General features: G+C 72.9%; 3 protein-coding genes. All 3 read left to right on the forward strand.

Annotation, left to right across the window (positions count from 1 at the left end; genetic code table 11):
• The first annotated feature begins 4 nt into the window (after window positions 1-4).
• Window positions 5-5992 (forward strand): SDR family NAD(P)-dependent oxidoreductase, encoded by a 5988-nt coding sequence (locus ACWC5C_RS29545; RefSeq protein WP_450880280.1) that lies wholly within the window; start codon window positions 5-7, stop codon window positions 5990-5992.
• A gap of 76 nt (window positions 5993-6068) precedes the next feature.
• The gene (locus ACWC5C_RS29550; protein WP_450880282.1) at window positions 6069-7010 is read left to right on the forward strand and encodes a proline iminopeptidase-family hydrolase; all 942 of its coding nucleotides are present in this window, start codon (window positions 6069-6071) and stop codon (window positions 7008-7010) included.
• Window positions 7011-7017: 7 nt separating this feature from the next.
• Window positions 7018-17187: an SDR family NAD(P)-dependent oxidoreductase gene (locus ACWC5C_RS29555; protein WP_450880284.1), complete on the forward strand. Its 10170-nt coding sequence runs from the start codon at window positions 7018-7020 to the stop codon at window positions 17185-17187.
• Window positions 17188-17266 lie beyond the last annotated feature (79 nt).

The following is a 17266-nucleotide window of genomic DNA, read 5'->3' on the forward strand; positions in this document are numbered from 1 at the left end:
CACGATGGCCGACACCGACCACAAACTCGTGGCGGCGCTGCGCGCGTCGCTCAAGGAGACCGAGAGTCTGCGCGCCCGAAACCGCGCTCTGCAGGCCGCCTCCCGCGAACCCGTCGCGATCGTGGCGATGAGCTGCCGCTACCCCGGCGCGGCCTCGCCGGAGGAGCTGTGGCGGCTGGTCGCGGACGGGACGGACGCCGTCTCGCGCTTTCCCACCGACCGTGGCTGGGACGAGAAGGGCATCTACGACCCCGAGCCCGGCCGCCCCGGCAAGACGTACAGCCGGGAAGGGGCGTTCCTGTACGACGCGGCCGAGTTCGACCCCGAGTTCTTCGGGATCGCGCCGAACGAGGCGATGGTCATGGATCCGCAGCAGCGGTTGCTGCTGGAGGCGTCCTGGGAGGTGCTGGAGCGGGCGGGCATCGATCCGACGACGCTGAGGGGCAGCCCGACCGGTGTGTTCGCCGGGATGATGTACCACGACTACACCTACAACAGCAGTACGGGCGCGATCGCCTCCGGCCGCGTCGCGTACGCCCTCGGCCTGGAGGGCCCGGCCGTCACCGTCGACACCGCCTGCTCGTCCTCCCTGGTGGCCCTGCACTGGGCGGTCCAGGCACTGCGGTCGGGGGAGTGCACACTCGCGCTCGCGGGCGGCGTCACGGTGATGGCGACGCCCGAGACGTTCATCGAGTTCAGCCACCAGCGCGGACTGGCGCCCGACGGCCGCTGCAAGTCGTACGCGGCGGCCGCCGATGGCACCGGCTGGGGCGAGGGCGTGGGGATGCTGCTGGTCGAGCGGCTGTCGGACGCCCGCCGCAACGGCCACCCGGTGCTGGCGGTCGTACGGGGGAGCGCCCTGAACCAGGACGGCGCCAGCAACGGCCTGACCGCCCCCAACGGCCCGGCCCAGCAACGTGTGATCAAGCAGGCCCTGGCCCACGCCCGGATCTCCGCGGACCAGGTCGATCTCATCGAGGGACACGGCACGGGTACGACGCTCGGCGACCCCATCGAGGCACAGGCCCTGCTCGCCACGTACGGCCAGGAGCGGGACCGCCCGCTGTGGCTCGGCTCGATCAAGTCGAACATCGGCCACACCCAGGCGGCGGCGGGCGTGGCGGGCATCATCAAGGTCGTCCAGGCGATGCGGCACGGCGTCATGCCGAGGACGCTGCACGTGGACGAGCCGACACCGCAGGTGGACTGGGCGGGCGGCGAGGTCCGGCTGCTGTCCGAGGCGCGGGCGTGGCCGGACGAGGGGCGCCCGCGCCGCGCGGGCGTGTCGTCCTTCGGCATCAGCGGGACGAACGCCCACGTCATCATCGAGGAGGCGCCGCCGCCCGCTGAAGAGGACGCCCCGCCGGTCGTGGGGAGCGCGGGGCCCGTCCTGTGGACCCTGTCGGCCAGGAGCCCGGAAGCGCTGCGGGCCCAGGCCGAACACCTCCACTCCCACCTGGACGAACGCCCGGAACTGGCCCCCACGGACGTGGCCTTCTCGCTGGCAACCGGCCGCGCGGCCCTCGAACACCGCGCGGCGATCGTCGCCGACGACCGTACGACCCTCCTCGCGGGCCTCACCACGCTGGCCCGGGCCGCCCCGTCGCCGTCCGTGGTCACCGGCAGGACCCGCGAGGGCAAGGTGGCGTTCCTGTTCACCGGGCAGGGGAGTCAACGCCTGGGAATGGGGCGGGAGTTGTATGAGGCGTTTCCGGTGTTCGCGGCGGCGTTCGATGCGGTGTGTGAGGTGTCGGGGCTGTCGTTGCGGGAGGTGATGTGGGGTGAGGATGCGGCGGTGTTGGAGCGTACGGAGTTCACTCAGCCCGCGATCTTCGCCTTGGAGGTGGCGCTGTATCGGCTGGTGGAGTCTTGGGGGCTGCGGCCGGACTTCCTGGCCGGTCACTCCATCGGTGAGCTGGCCGCCGCCCATGTCGGAGGCGTGCTGAGCCTGGAGGACGCCACGCGGCTGATCATGGCGCGGGGGCGGCTGATGGGGGCGCTGCCGTCGGGCGGGGCGATGGTGGCGATCCAGGCCACGGAGGGGGAAGTGGCGCCGCTGCTGGAGGGTGAGGTGGGGATCGCGGCCGTCAACGGTCCTTCCTCGGTGGTGATTTCGGGCGCTGAGGACGCGGTGGCGGCGGTGGTCGAGCGCTTCACGGACCGTAAGACGCGCCGTCTGTCGGTCTCGCATGCGTTCCACTCGCCGTTGATGGATCCGATGGTGGAGGAGTTCCGCAAGGTCGCGGAGAGTGTGGAGTACCGCGAGCCGGTGGTCCGTTTCGTCAAGGATGTGGCGTCGGCGGAGTACTGGGTGCGGCATGTGCGGGAGGCGGTGCGGTTCGCCGATGACGTACGGCAGCTGCACGCCGAGGGCGTGACCCGGTTCCTGGAGGTCGGGCCGGACGGCATCCTCACCGCCATGGCCCGGCAGACCGCGCCGGACGCCACCACGGCCGCCGCTCTGCGCCGCGACCGCTCCGAGGCCGCGACGCTGCTCACGGCGGTCGCGCAGCTGCACACCACGGGCGCCTCCCCCGACTGGACCGCCCTCTTCGCGGGGCGGGGAGCGCACCGCGTCGATCTGCCGACCTACGCCTTTCAGCGAAGCCGGTACTGGCTGTCGGAGCCGGTGGCCGGGACGGGCAGGCGAGACGCGGTGTCCATGGGCCTCAGCGCCCTCGATCATCCGCTGCTGAGCGCCGAAGTGGCGGTGCCGGGCTCCGAGACCGTGGTGTTCACGGGGCGGCTGTCGACGGACACCCAGCCCTGGCTGGCCGACCACGCGGTGCTCGGCACGACGCTGCTGCCCGGGACCGCGTACGTCGAACTAGCCCTCCGCGCGGGCGACCAGGTCGGTTGCCGTGTCCTCGAGGAGCTGACGCTGCACGCGCCGCTGGCCCTGCCCGAGAGCGGCGGTGCGCGGCTGCGGCTGACGGTCGGCGAACCGGACGGCGCCACCGGCCGACGCCCGCTCACCCTGCACGCGCAGACCGAGGACACCGACGCGGAGGCGGACTGGACCCTGCACGCCGAGGGCGGGCTGACGCCCGAGGACACCGCCGCCGTGCCGCCGCTCTCCGATCATCTGACGCAGTGGCCACCACCCGAGGCCACGAGGATCGCCACTGACGACGCGTACGAACGCTTCCGGGACGTCGGATTCGTGTACGGCCCGGTGTTCCAGGGACTCAAGGCGGCCTGGCGCCTCGGCGACGAGACCTTCGCCGAAGTGGCGCTCGGCGACGCGGCCGGTGCAGGGCGTTTCGTACTGCATCCGGCGTTGCTCGACTCCGCGCTGCACGCGGTGCTGCTCGGCGCGGGTGACGACGATGCGACGATGCTGCCGTTCGCCTGGAAGGGCGTCCGGCTGTACGCCTCCGGCGCCACGGCCGCGCGCGTCCGGCTCACGCCCAAGGGCGAGGGCGCGACGGAACTGCGGATCGCCGACGCCCAGGGGCGGCCGGTGGCGTCCGTGGATTCGCTGATCGCGCGGGAGGTCTCGGCCGAACACCTCGCACCGGCGTCCGCGAAGCCCGCCGACTCCCTCTTCCATGTGGAGTGGACGCCCGTTCCTGCCACGGCCACCGCCGAAGCGGATGACTGGACGATGGTCGCCGACCTGGCGGCACTCGCCGACTCGGTGCCCGCCACGGTGGCGTTGACGCTCCCCGGCGGCACGGGCGACCTCGCCGACGACGTCAGAACGGTCACCGGCGCGACGCTAGAGGCTCTGCAGACCTGGCTCGCGGACGAACGGTTCGCCGACCGCAGGCTCATGGTGGTCACCCGTGGCGACGAACTCGCCCACGCGGCCGCGAAGGGCCTGGTCCGCGCCGCCCACGCGGAGGACCCGGAGCGTTTCGCGCTGCTCGACACGGATGGCCACGGTGCCCCGGAGGCGATCGGCCGCGCGATCGCCTCCGGCGAACCGGAACTGCGGATCCAGGGCGATGCCATCCTCGTACCCCACCTCGCACGCACCTCCGCCGACCCGGAACACCCGCCTGCCTGGGACCGGCTCCGAACCGTGCTGATCACCGGCGGTACGGGCGGCCTCGGCGCCCTCGTCGCCCGCCATCTGGTCGCCGAGCACGGCGTCCGCGATCTGCTGCTGACCAGCCGTCGCGGCATGGCGGCCGAGGGCGCGGTCGACCTGCGACAGGAGCTGACCGGGCTGGGCGCGACGGTCGAGATCGCGGCTTGCGACGTGGCGGACCGGGAGGCCCTGAGGGCGCTGCTCGCCGATCGCCCGCTCGGCGCCGTCGTGCACACGGCCGGGGTGCTGGCGGACGGCCTGATCGCCAACCTGACGCCGGACAGCCTCGACCAGGTGCTACGTCCCAAGGTGGACGGCGCGCTCAACCTCCACGACCTCACCCGCGACCATGACCTGGGCGCCTTCGTGTTGTTCTCGTCGTCGGCGGGGGTGCTCGGCGCGCCCGGCCAGGGCAACTACGCCGCCGCCAACACATTCCTCGACGCCCTCGCCGCACACCGCCACGCCGAAGGGCTGCCCGCGCAGTCCCTCGCCTGGGGGCTGTGGGCGGACACCGGCGGCATGGCAGGCAGTGGCGGCATGGCGAGCGGCCTGAGCGAGGCCGACCTTCGGCGGCTGCGCCGCCAGGGCATGCCCGCCCTGTCGTCGGCCGATGGCCTCGCGCTGTTCGACGCCGCGTCCGCCCGTACCGAACCGGTGCTGGTGCCGATGGGGCTGGACATGCGAACGCTGCGGAGCGGGACCGGTGGCGAACTCCCCGTGCTGCTGCGCGGCTTGGTCCCGGCCACCTCACGACGTACGGCGACGGCTCCCGATCCGGCGGCGCTGCGGCGCGAGCTGGCGGCGCTGCCCGCCGAGCGGCGGGAGGGAGCGCTGCGCGATCTGGTGCTGAGCCTGGCCGCCGCCGTGCTCGGGCACAGTGGCCCCGAGGCGGTCGATCCCGAGCGTGACTTCCTGGAGTCCGGGTTCGACTCGCTCACCGCGATGGAGCTGCGGACCGCGCTGAACGCCGCCACCGGGCTGAAGCTGCCCGCGATGGCGGTGTTCGACAGCAAGAACCCGGCCCTGCTGGCCCGTCTCATCGCCGATCAGCTGGCGCAGCTGGACACCGCCGAACCAGAGCCGCAAGCAGAGACAGAGACAGCGCCGGAGAAAGAGCCGGACGAGACCGCCACCGGCATGTTCCGGCGGGCCGTCCACGCCGGTGACACCTCCGGCGCGCTGGCGCTGATGTCGGCCGTCGCGGCGCTGCGGCCCCGGTTCGCCGCGCCCGGCGACCTCGACCGCGTACCGCAGGCGGTGCGGCTGGCCGACGGTCCGCGCCGTACCCGGCTGATCTGCCTGGCCACGCCCATGGCGGCCGGTGGTGTGCACCAACACGCCCGCCTGGGTGCGGAGTTCCGGGACATCCGCCACGTATCGGCGCTGCCGCTGCCCGGATTCGTACGGGACGAGCCGCTGCCCGCCTCCGCCGAGGCACTGTCGCGGGTGCTGGCCGACGCCGTCCTGGCGGTGGCCGAGGGGGAGCCGTACGCGCTGCTCGGCTACTCCTCCGGCGGCATCATCGGCCACGTCCTCGCCCGGCATCTGGAGGAGGTGGCGGGGGTCCCGCCCGCCGGGCTGATCCTGATCGACACCTTCCGCGTCGACGACGACGCGATGAAGGTCGGGTTCGACCAGCTCATGCTGAACGTGCTGGCGATGGAGTCGGCCTTCGGCCCGTACGACGCGGCGCGGCTGTCGGCGATGCCGCACTACTTCGGGGTGCTGGGGGAGTTCGACCCCGTACCGCTGGCCGCGCCGACCCTGTTCGTCCAGGCCGCCGAGCCGTTCGTCAAGCCGCCCGAGGGCGGCGACCCGGCACAGATGCGGGCCCGGCCCTGGGACCCGGAGCACACGCTGCGCACCGTGCCGGGTGACCACTTCTCGCTCGGGCAGAAGCACGCCCCGACGACCGCCCGGACCATCGATGAGTGGCTGACGGCGCTCGACTGACCCGCGACCGACGCACACGCGACCGATGCACCCGCGACCGCTGCTGAGCAGGACCCGAACCGAGGTGGTTTGAGACATGGCGCCCACGCCCACGCCCACGGCCAAAGGAACCGTCCCCTTCCGGCAGTACCGCACCTGGTACCGCGTCACCGGACAGCCGGGATCGGGCCGCCCGGCGCTCGTCGTCATCCACGGCGGCCCCGGGTCCACACACGACTATCTGATCCGGCTGGCCGCCTTCGCCGAACACGGCTGGCCCGTGGTGCACTACGACCAGATCGGGAACGGCGGCTCCACCCATCTGCCGGACGCCGACCCCGGTTTCTGGACCCCTCAGCTCTTCCGCGACGAGCTGGACAACCTCCTGCACCGGCTCGGCATCGCCGACGACTACATCCTGTTCGGGCAGTCGTGGGGCGGAATGCTGGCCGCCTGGCACGCCTCCGCCCGCCCCGCCGGGCTGCGCGGCCTGGTCGTCGCCAACGCCCCCGCCTCCTACCCGCTGTGGCTGTCGGAGATGGATGTGCTGCGCGCCCAGCTGCCGCCCGGTGTGGACGAGACGCTGCGGCGCCACGAGGCCAAGGGCACCACCGACAGCGATGAGTACCTGGAGGCCATGCTCGTCTTCTACAGCCGCCACGTGTGCCGCCTCGACCCGTGGCCGGGCGAACTCATGGCCTCGTACCTGGAGGCCGTCACCGACCCGACGGTGTACCGCACCATGAACGGGCCCAACGAGTTCCACGTCATCGGAAGCCTGCGCGACTGGTCGGTGATCGACCACCTGCCCCGAGTCGACGTGCCCACCCTCGTCATCTCGGGCCGCCACGACGAGGCCACCCCGGTCACCGTGCGCCCGTTCCACGACCTCATTCCGAACGCCCGCTGGGAGATCTTCGAAGACTCCAGCCACGCCCCGCACCTCGAAGAACCGGAACACTTCACCAAGGTGCTCGGCACATTCCTGGACACGGTCGGCGGGCCCGGCGCGCGGACCACGACGCTGAGCGGAGGCTGAGACGACCGTGGATGCCAAGGTCGAGGAGATCGTCGAGGCCCTGCGCGGCTCGCTCGTCGAGAACGAGCGGCTGCGGCGGGACAACGAGAGCCTGCGCGCCACCGCGCACGCCGCCGCGGAACCCGTCGCGATCATCGGCATGGCCTGCCGTTTCCCCGGTGGCGTCGGCTCCCCGGAGGAGCTGTGGGAGCTGGTCGCCGAGGGCCGCGACGCCATCGGCCCGTTCCCCGCCGACCGTGGCTGGGACGTGAGCGCCCTGTACGACCCGGAGCCCGGAAAACCCGGCAAGAGCTACGTCCGCCACGGCGGTTTCCTGTACGACGCCGCCGACTTCGACCCTGAGTTCTTCGGCATCAGCCCGCGCGAAGCCCTCACCATGGACCCGCAGCAACGCCTGCTGCTGGAGATCACCTGGGAGGCGCTGGAACGGGCGGGCCTCGACCCGGTGGCGCTGCGCGGCAGCCGCACCGGTGTCTTCGCCGGTGCGATGTACCACGACTACGGCATCACCAGCAGCGACGGCAGCCTGGTGTCCGGACGGGTCGCCTACAGCCTCGGCTTCGAGGGCCCGGCGGTCACCGTCGACACCGCCTGTTCGTCGTCGCTGGTGGCGTTGCAGTGGGCGGCGCAGGCGCTGCGTACGGGGGAGTGCACACTCGCGCTGGCCGGTGGCGTCAGCGTGATGGCCACGCCCGAGACGTTCATCGAGTTCAGCGAGCAGCGCGGGCTCTCCCCCGACGGCCGCTGCCGCTCGTTCGCCGCCTCCGCCGACGGCACCGGCTGGGGCGAGGGCGCGGGTGTCCTGCTGCTGGAGAAGCTGTCCGACGCCCGCCGCCACGGCCATCCCGTGCTGGCCGTGGTACGCGGCTCTGCGGTCAACCAGGACGGCGCGTCCAACGGATTCAGCGCGCCCAACGGCCCGTCCCAGCGGCGTGTGATCCGGCAGGCGCTCAAGGCGGCCGGGCTGACGCCCGCCGACGTCGACGCCATGGAGGGGCACGGCACCGGGACCGCGCTCGGCGACCCGATCGAGGCGCAGGCGCTGCTCGCCACGTACGGCCAGGACCGCACGGAACCCTTGTGGCTGGGGTCCATCAAGTCGAACATCGGCCACTCCCAGGCCGCCGCTGGCGTCGCGGGCGTCATCAAGATGGTCGAGGCCATCCGGCACGGCACCCTGCCGAAGACACTGCACATCGACGCGGCGACACCGCAGGTGGACTGGGACGCCGGACACGTACGCCTCCTCACCGAGGCCCGCGCGTGGCCCGACACCGGCCGTCCGCGCCGCGCCGCCGTCTCCTCGTTCGGCGTCAGCGGCACCAACGCCCACGTCATCATCGAGCAGGCGGACACCGACACCCCCGAACCCGCCGAGCGGCCTTCCGCCTCCGGTGTTCCCGTGCCGCTTCCGCTGTCCGCCCGCACCACGGCCGCCCTGCGCGCCCAGGCCCGGCAACTGGCCGACCAGCTGCGGAACAGGCTCGGGCTGGACCCCGTGGACGTGGGATTCTCCCTCGCCACCGGCCGTGCCGCACTCACCCGCCGCGCCGTCGTCATCGGCCACGACCGCGACGAACTCCTCGCCGAGCTGACCTCGCTGGCGGACGCCCCCGACGATACGCACCTGGGCGGCGCCGCCCGGCCGACCGGGCTGACCGCCTTCCTGTTCACCGGACAGGGCAGCCAGCGCCTCGGCATGGGCCGGGAGCTGCACACGGCGTTCCCCGTCTTCGCGCGCGCCTTCGACGAGGTGTGCGCCGCGCTGGATCCAGCGGTGCGTGAGGCGATGTGGGGCGACGAGGAGGCGCTGCACCGCACCGAGTTCACCCAGCCCGCCATCTTCGCGCTCGAAGTGGCGCTGTTCCAGCTGCTGGACTCCTGGGGTGTACGGCCCGACTTCGTCACCGGCCACTCCATCGGCGAGCTGGCCGCCGCCCATGTGGCCGGGGTGTTCTCCCTCGCCGACGCGGCCCGCCTCATCACCGCGCGGGCCCGGCTGATGGGCGCGCTGCCGCCCGGTGGCGCGATGGTGGCCGTCGAAGCCACGCCGGACGAGGTGGCCCCGCTGCTCGGCGAGGGTGTCGGCATCGCCGCCGTCAACGGCCCTACGTCGGTGGTACTTTCCGGTACGGAAGACGCGGTGGTGGCGGCCATCGAACGGCTCGGCGCCCGCAGGACCAACCGTCTCACCGTCTCGCACGCCTTCCACTCGCCGCTGATGGACCCGATGCTGGCTGAGTTCCGCCGTGTCGCCGAGTCCGTCACCTACGCCGAGCCACGCATCCCCGTCATGGCGGACGGCGAAGTCACCACCGCCGACCACTGGGTGCGGCACGTCCGGGACACGGTCCGGTTCGCCGACGCGGTGGCCAGGCTGGAGGCCGAAGGCGTCACCCGATACGTGGAGTTGGGACCCGACGGGGTGCTCACCGCCATGGCTCGGCAGTGCCTCACCACCACCGCCGACACCGCCGTACTCGTCCCGGCGCTGCGCCGCCGCGACCCCGAGCCGGTCGCCGCCCTCACCGCCCTCGGCCAGCTGCACACGGCGGGCCTGCGCGTCGACTGGACGGGCGTGTTCGACGGACGGGGCGCCCGGCGCGTCGACCTGCCCACGTACCCCTTCCAGCGCGCCCGCTACTGGCTCGACAAGAGCGGCCACGGCGGTGATGTCACCTCCGCGGGCCTCGAAAGGCCCGACCACCCACTGCTCGGCGCGATGGTGCGGCTGCCCGGCTCTGACGGTGTGGTGTTCACCGGACGGCTGGCCACCGGAGCCCACCCCTGGCTGTCAGACCACACCGTGCTCGGCTCCGTGCTGCTGCCCGGCACCGCGTACGTGGAACTGGCCGTACGCGCCGGTGACCAGGTGGGATGCGGCCGCGTCGAGGAACTTACCCAGGGCGCCCCGCTGATCCTGCCCGAACACGGTGGCGTGCATCTCCAGGTCGCCGTCGACGCCCCCGACACGTCCGGCCGCCGCCCGGTGACGGTGTACTCCCGCGCCGACGACGCCCCGCTCGACCGGGAATGGATCCAGCACGCCGAAGGGGTTTTGGCACCCGACGCGGGTGAACCGGCCACCGACCTCGCCGCGTGGCCACCGCGCGACGCCGAACCCCTCGCCGTCGAAGGGCTCTACGAACGGCTCGACTACGGGCCCGCGTTCCGTGGGCTGCGTACGGCGTGGCGGCGCGGCGACGATGTGTTCGCCGAGGTCGCCCTTCCGGCAGGTGTCGACGGCGGACACTTCGGCCTCCATCCCGCCCTGCTCGACTCGGCGTTGCACGCGCTCGACCTGGCGGACGAGGGCGCGACCGTCCTGCCGTTCTCCTGGTCGGACGTCACCCTGCACACCGAAGGCGCCACGGCCGCACGGGCCCGGCTGCGCCTCCGGGGCGACGACACGGTGTCGCTGGAGCTGGCCGACGCCATGGGACGGCCCGTGGCCTCGGTCGGCGCGCTGACGCTGCGGCCCGTCACCGCGGACGGTCTCGCCCTGGCCTCGGTCCAGGTCACAGACGCTCTGTTTCGCGTCGAGTGGGTCCCGGCCACCGGGGTTCCGACCACCGGTGGACGATCGTCCGCCGATGACGCCGATGACGCCGAAGTGGCCGTCCACCACTGCCCGCCGACGACCGGCGACACTCCGTCCGCAGTGCGCGCGGCGGTGGGCGGCGCGCTGGAAGCCGTACAGGCGGCGGCCGAACGCGATGCCACGCTCGTCGTCGTCACCCACGGCGCGATCGACGGCTCCGACCTCGGCCACGCCGCCGTCCGGGGGCTGGTGCGCACCGCCGCGAGTGAGAACCCCGGCCGCGTCGTCCTCGTCGACACGGACACGGACACCGACATCGATATCCGCGCCCTCCTGGAGACCGGTGAGCCCGAACTGAGCGTCCGGGGCGGAGAGATGCGGGTACCGCGCCTGGCCAGGGTGGCGCACAGTACGGACGCCCCCACCTGGGACACGGAACGCACCGTCCTGATCACCGGTGGGACCGGCGCCCTCGGCGCCGCCGTCGCCCGCCACCTCGTCACCCGCCACGGGGTGCGGCGCCTGCTGCTGACCAGCCGTCGTGGGCCGGAGGCGCCGGGCGCGGCCGAGCTGGCCGAGGAGCTGACCACACTGGGCGCCGAGGCCGAGGTGGCGGCGTGCGATGTGGCCGACCGCGACGCCCTGGCCACGCTGCTCGACGGCCGTTCCATCGGCGGGGTCGTCCACGCGGCCGGTGTACTGGACGACGGTGTGATCCCCTCGCTGACACCCGGCCGCGTCGACCACGTACTGCGCCCGAAGGCGGACGCGGCATGGCATCTCCACGAACTCACCCGCGACCTGGGGCTGACCGCGTTCGTGCTCTTCTCCTCCGTCGCGGGCGTCCTCGGCGCCCCCGGACAGGGCAACTACGTGGCCGCCAACACATTCCTCGACGCCCTCGCACACCACCGCCACACGCACGGACTCCCCGGGCTGTCACTGGCCTGGGGCCCCTGGGCCGGGGACGGCATGGCGGACGGTCTCGCCCAGGCCGGGCTGCGCACCCTGGCACCGGAAGAGGGCCTGGCGCTGCTCGACGCCGCCGCAGCCGGTGGTCCGGACCCCGCGCTGGTGCCCGCCCGGTTCGACCTGGCCGCCTTCGACACGCCCCCACCCCTGCTGAACGGCCTCGTTCGCGGCGGCCGGTCGCGCCGCGTCGCCGACACCACCGCCTCCGCCACCCTCGGGCTGCGGCAGCGCCTCGCGGCACTCACCGAGGACGAACGCGCCGACGAACTCCTCGGCCTCGTCCGCTCCCAGGCCGCCACCGTTCTCCGCAGCGCCGGAGCCGAGGCCGTCGACCCCGAACGGGCCTTCCGTGACCTCGGTTTCGACTCCCTCACCGCGATCGAACTGCGCAACCTCCTGGGGGCCGCCACCGGACTCCGGCTGCCCGCCACCCTCGTCTTCGACTACCCGACACCGCGCGAGCTGGCCCGGCACCTGCTGGACGAGCTGTCCGGTGTGGTGGAGGAGGTTTCCGCCGCACAGGTCGTGACGTCGGCGGACGACGAGCCGATCGCCGTCGTCGCGATGGCGTGCCGCTATCCGGGCGGGGTGGATTCGCCCGAGGGGCTGTGGCGGCTGGTCGAGGGTGGCGTGGACGCGATCTCGGAGTTTCCGGCCGACCGTGGCTGGGGCGTCGAGGACATCTACGACCCCGAGCCCGGCAAACCCGGCAAGACCTATGTGCGCGACGGCGGGTTCCTGCATGACGCGGCGGAGTTCGACGCGGACTTCTTCGGCATCAGCCCCCGCGAGGCCCGCGACATGGACCCGCAGCAGCGGCTGCTGCTTGAAGTGTCGTGGGAGGCGCTGGAGCGCGCCGGGATCGACCCGGGCACGCTGAAGGGCACCCCGACCGGGGTGTTCGCCGGGGTCATGTACCACGACTACTCCGGCGGTACCGGCGGCGGCAGCCTCGTCTCCGGCCGGGTGGCCTACACGCTCGGCCTCGAAGGCCCCGCGGTGACCGTGGACACGGCGTGCTCATCGTCGCTGGTGGCCCTGCACTGGGCGGCGCAGGCGCTGCGTACCGGCGAATGCACACTCGCCCTCGTCGGGGGCGCGACCGTCATGGGAACGCCGCAGTCCTTCATCGACTTCAGCGAACAACGCGGTCTGGCCGCCGACGGTCGATGCAAGTCCTTCTCGTCCTCCACGGACGGCACCGGGTGGGGCGAGGGCGTGGGCATGCTGCTGATCGAGCGGCTGTCGGACGCCCGCCGCCACGGCCACCCGGTGCTGGCGGTCGTACGGGGCAGCGCCCTCAACCAGGACGGCGCCAGCAACGGCATCTCGGCCCCGAACGGGCCTTCACAACAGCGCGTCATCCGGCAGGCGTTGGCGAACGCGGGCTTGTCGGCCGCCGATGTGGACGCGGTGGAGGCGCATGGCACGGGTACGACGCTGGGCGATCCGATCGAGGCGCAGGCGCTGCTGGCGACGTACGGCCAGGACCGCGCTGAGCCGCTGTGGCTGGGGTCGATCAAGTCCAACATGGGCCACACCCAGGCCGCCGCCGGGGTGGCGGGCATCATCAAGATGGTGCAGGCGCTGCGGCACGGTGTACTGCCGAGAACGCTGCACGTCGAGGAGCCGACGCCGCAGGTGGACTGGGCGGGCGGCAATGTCCGGCTGCTGACCGAGGCGAGGGCGTGGCCGCGCGGCGAGCGCCCGCGCCGCGCGGGTATCTCGTCCTTCGGCATCAGCGGGACGAACGCCCATGTGATCGTGGAGGAAGCCCCACCGGTCGAGGACCGGACCGAGGAACGCCGCGAGCTCCCGGTGGCGCCCATCGTCGTCTCGGCGAAGACGCCTGCCGCACTCCACGCCCAGGTGGCGCGGATGCGCGCGTTCGCCGCAGATCAGGATGCGCTGGATGTGGCGTTCTCGGCGGCGACGGGGCGTGCCGCGCTGGAGCACCGTGCGGTGCTGATCGGGTCGTCGGAGCCGATCAGCGATGTGGTGGCGGGTGGGGGAGGCAAGGTTGCGTTCCTGTTCACCGGGCAGGGAAGCCAACGCCTCGGCATGGGAGGGGAGTTGTATAAGACCTTTCCATCCTTCGCTGCGGCGTTCGACGCGGTGTGTGACGCGTCGGGGCTGCCGCTGAAGGAGGTGATGTGGGGTGACGACGAGACGGCGTTGCACCGCACGGAGTTCACCCAGCCCGCCATCTTCGCCCTCGAAGTGGCGCTGTATCGGCTTCTTGAGTCCTGGGGGATGCGCCCGGACTTTCTCGTCGGCCATTCGATCGGGGAGCTGGCGGCGGCCCATGTCGGGGGAGTGCTGAGTCTGAAGGACGCCGCGCGGCTGATCACGGCGCGGGGACAGCTGATGGGGGCGCTGCCGCCCGGTGGAGCCATGGTGGCGATCCAGGCCACGGAGGAGGAAGTGGCGCCGCTGCTGGACGGTGAGGTGGGGATCGCGGCCGTCAACGGCCCGTCGTCGGTGGTGGTGTCCGGGGCCGAGGACGCGGTGGCGGCGGTGGCCGAGCGCTTCAAGGACCGTAAGACGCGCCGTCTGTCCGTTTCCCACGCCTTCCACTCACCCCTGATGGACCCGATGCTGGGGGAGTTCCGCAAGGTCGCGGAGAGCGTGGAGTACCAGGCCCCCGCCATTCGCCTGACGAAGGACATGGGGTCGGCGGAGTACTGGGTGCGGCATGTGCGGGAGGCGGTGCGGTTCGCCGACGACGTACGGCAGCTGCACGCGGAGGGCGTGACCCGGTTCCTGGAGGTGGGGCCGGACGGTGTGCTGACGGCAATGGCGCAGCAAACCGTCGAGGGCACGATGGCGGCCACGCTGCGGCGCGATCGTCCCGAGGTGGAGAGCGTGTTCGCCGGGGTCGGGCAGCTGTACACCGCAGGCGCGGCGGTGGACTGGGACTCGGTATTCGCGGGGCGTGGCGCCCGGCGCGTTGAGCTGCCCACGTATCCCTTCCAGCGCAAGCGGTACTGGCTGGTCGAGCGGTCGACGGCCCTCACCGGGGCCGACGCGGTCGACCACCCCCTCCTGGGCGCGCGGATCGTGCTGCCGGACACCGGCGGGGCCGTGTTCACCGGGCGGCTGTCCCTCGACTCCCACCCCTGGCTCGCCGACCACGATGTGCTGGGCACCCTGCTGCTGCCCGGCACCGGGCTGGTCGAGCTGGCGTTGCAGGCCGCCCAGCAGATGGGGTGCGAGGCCATCGACGAACTGACCCTCGAAGCGCCCCTCGTCGTGCCCGAGAAGGGCGGGGTCTCGGTACGGGTCGTGGTCGGCGGCCCGGACGTCTCCGACGCGGCGCGCACCATCGAGATCTACTCGTCCCTCGATGACGAGACCTGGACCCGCAACGCCACCGGTGGCATCGTCCCGACCGCCGCCACACCACCGTCGTCCGATCTGACCGTGTGGCCGCCGGTCGACGCGACGCCGCTCGCGGTGGACGGCGCCTATGAGCGGCTGCTCGCCCGTGGGTACGACTACGGTCCGGCCTTCCAGGGGCTCAAGGCGGCCTGGCGGCGCGGCGATGACGAGGTGTTCGCCGAGGTCGCGCTTCCGGAAGGGGCGGAGGCGGCCCGGTTCGGTGTGCATCCGGCACTGCTGGACGCGGCGATGCACGTCGGCCTGATCGAAGGTGAGGACGTGGCCGGAGGCGAGGAGGCGAGGGCGCCGGAGCTGCCGTTCTCCTGGGGCAGCGTCGTACTCCACCGGGCCGGTGTCCCGGCGCTGCGCGTCCGGCTGTCGCACCGGGACGGGGACGACGGTACGGAGGTGCTGGTCGCCGACGAGACCGGGGCACCCGTCCTCTCCGTGGCCGCCCTCGCGTCCCGGCCCGTCTCGGCCGGGCAACTGCGCACGGGCGGCGATCACCGCGAGTCGCTGTTCGCCCTCACCTGGACCAAGGCCACCACCCGCCCCGCGCCGGACACCCCCGTCGAGGTGTATGAGGTCCCGCGTGCGGCGGGGGACACACCCGAGGCCCTACGCTCCGTTCTGGGCGAGGTGCTGGCGCGGCTCCGGGAGTGGCTGGCCGACCACGGCAAGGACGAGGGCAAGCTCGCGGTCGTCACCCGTCGCGCGGTGCCGGTGGAGGGCGAGGACATCGATCTGGGCCAGGCGCCCGTCTGGGGTCTGGTCCGGGCGGCGGTTGCGGAGAATCCCGGCCGGTTCCTGCTGCTCGACCTCGATGATGCCGCCACCGTGCCCTCCCATATCGAGATGGACGCACCCGAGATGGCCATCCGGGGCGGTGAGCTGCTGGTCCCCGAGTTCGTCCGCGTTCCGGCCGGGGCGGTGGACCAGACACACCGCCCGTGGGATCAGGCGTCCACGGTGCTCATCACGGGCGGGACCAGTGGCCTCGGCGCCCTGGTCGCCCGCCACCTGGTGACCACACACGGCGTCCGGCGGCTCGTCCTGACCAGCCGCCGGGGCGAGAGCGCACCGGGTGCGGCGGAACTGCGCGCCGAACTGACGGCGCACGGTGCCCACGTGGCGATGGAGGCGTGCGATGTGGCCGATCGTGCCGCGCTCGCCGGAGTGCTGGACCGGCATCCGGTCGACGCGGTCGTCCACGCGGCCGGTGTCGTGGACAACGGCCTGGTCCGGGACATGACGCCGGAGCGTCTGCACACGGTCCTGCGGCCCAAGGTGGACGGGGCCTGGAACCTGCACGAGCTGACGGCCGACCGCGACCTGACGGCGTTCGTCCTGTTCTCCTCGCTCGCCGGGCTCGTGCTGGCCGCAGGACAGGGCAACTACGCCGCGGCGAACGTGTTCCTGGACGCGCTCGCCCGCCACCGCCACCACGCCGGACTGCCGGTGACCTCGCTGGCGTACGGGCTGTGGGAGGCCGACACCGGCCTCGGCGAGCTGGCCGAGGCCGACCGGAAACGCATGCTGCGCATGGGCCTGCCCGCCCTGTCGCAGGACGAGGGCCTGGCGCTGCTGGACGACGCGTTGCGTACGCGGGAGCCCGCGCTCGCGCCGTTCCGGCTGGACGTGGCCGCCCTGCGGGCGCGCCCCGCCGACCGGCTCCCGGGGATGCTGCGCGGCCTGGTGCCCACGCCGCGTCGCCGCGCCGGGAGCCCGGGCGCGGCGGGGCGCGGAGACGGTGGCGCGGGGCTGCGGCGAAGGCTGGCGGCCCTGACCGACGACGCCGAACGCGACGGGCTGCTGCTGGACCTGGTACGGACGCAGGTGGCGGCGGTGCTCGGCCACGACGGGGCCGACGCCATCCGGGCCGACCGGGCGTTCAAGGACCTGGGCTTCGACTCGCTCACCGCCGTGGAGCTGCGCAACGGCCTGCGCGCGGCGACCGGGCTGAAGCTGCCCGCCACCCTCGTCTTCGACCACCCGACACCCGCCGAGGTCGCCGACGAGCTGCGCGAACAGCTCAGCGGGGGCCAGGAGACCGCCGCATCCCCTCTGGAGGCCGAACTGGCCCGGCTGGAAGCCGCGTTGGCGTCGGCGAAGCCGGACGGGGAGGCATACGGCCGGGTCGCCGACCGGCTGCGCGCGCTGACGGCCGGATGGCTGGAGGCCCACCGGCCGGACGAGGGCGAGGAAACCGACCTCGCCGCGCTCTCGGCCGACGAGCTGTTCGACGTCCTCGATGACGAGCTGGACACGAGGTCCCCGTCGTAGCCGCGCACCGAAGCACCACACAAAGCCACACAAAACGATCACACAAAGCCACCACACCGAGCCACACCACCACGGCACC

It is taken from the genome of Streptomyces sp. NPDC001700, from assembly GCF_053596435.1.

What these genes read in the sequence shown, in the direction of transcription:
- ACWC5C_RS29545 (WP_450880280.1), top strand. Translation starts at nt 5, where the DNA reads ATGGCCGACACCGACCACAAACTCGTGGCGGCGCTGCGCGCGTCGCTC.
- ACWC5C_RS29550 (WP_450880282.1), top strand. Translation starts at nt 6,069, where the DNA reads ATGGCGCCCACGCCCACGCCCACGGCCAAAGGAACCGTCCCCTTCCGG.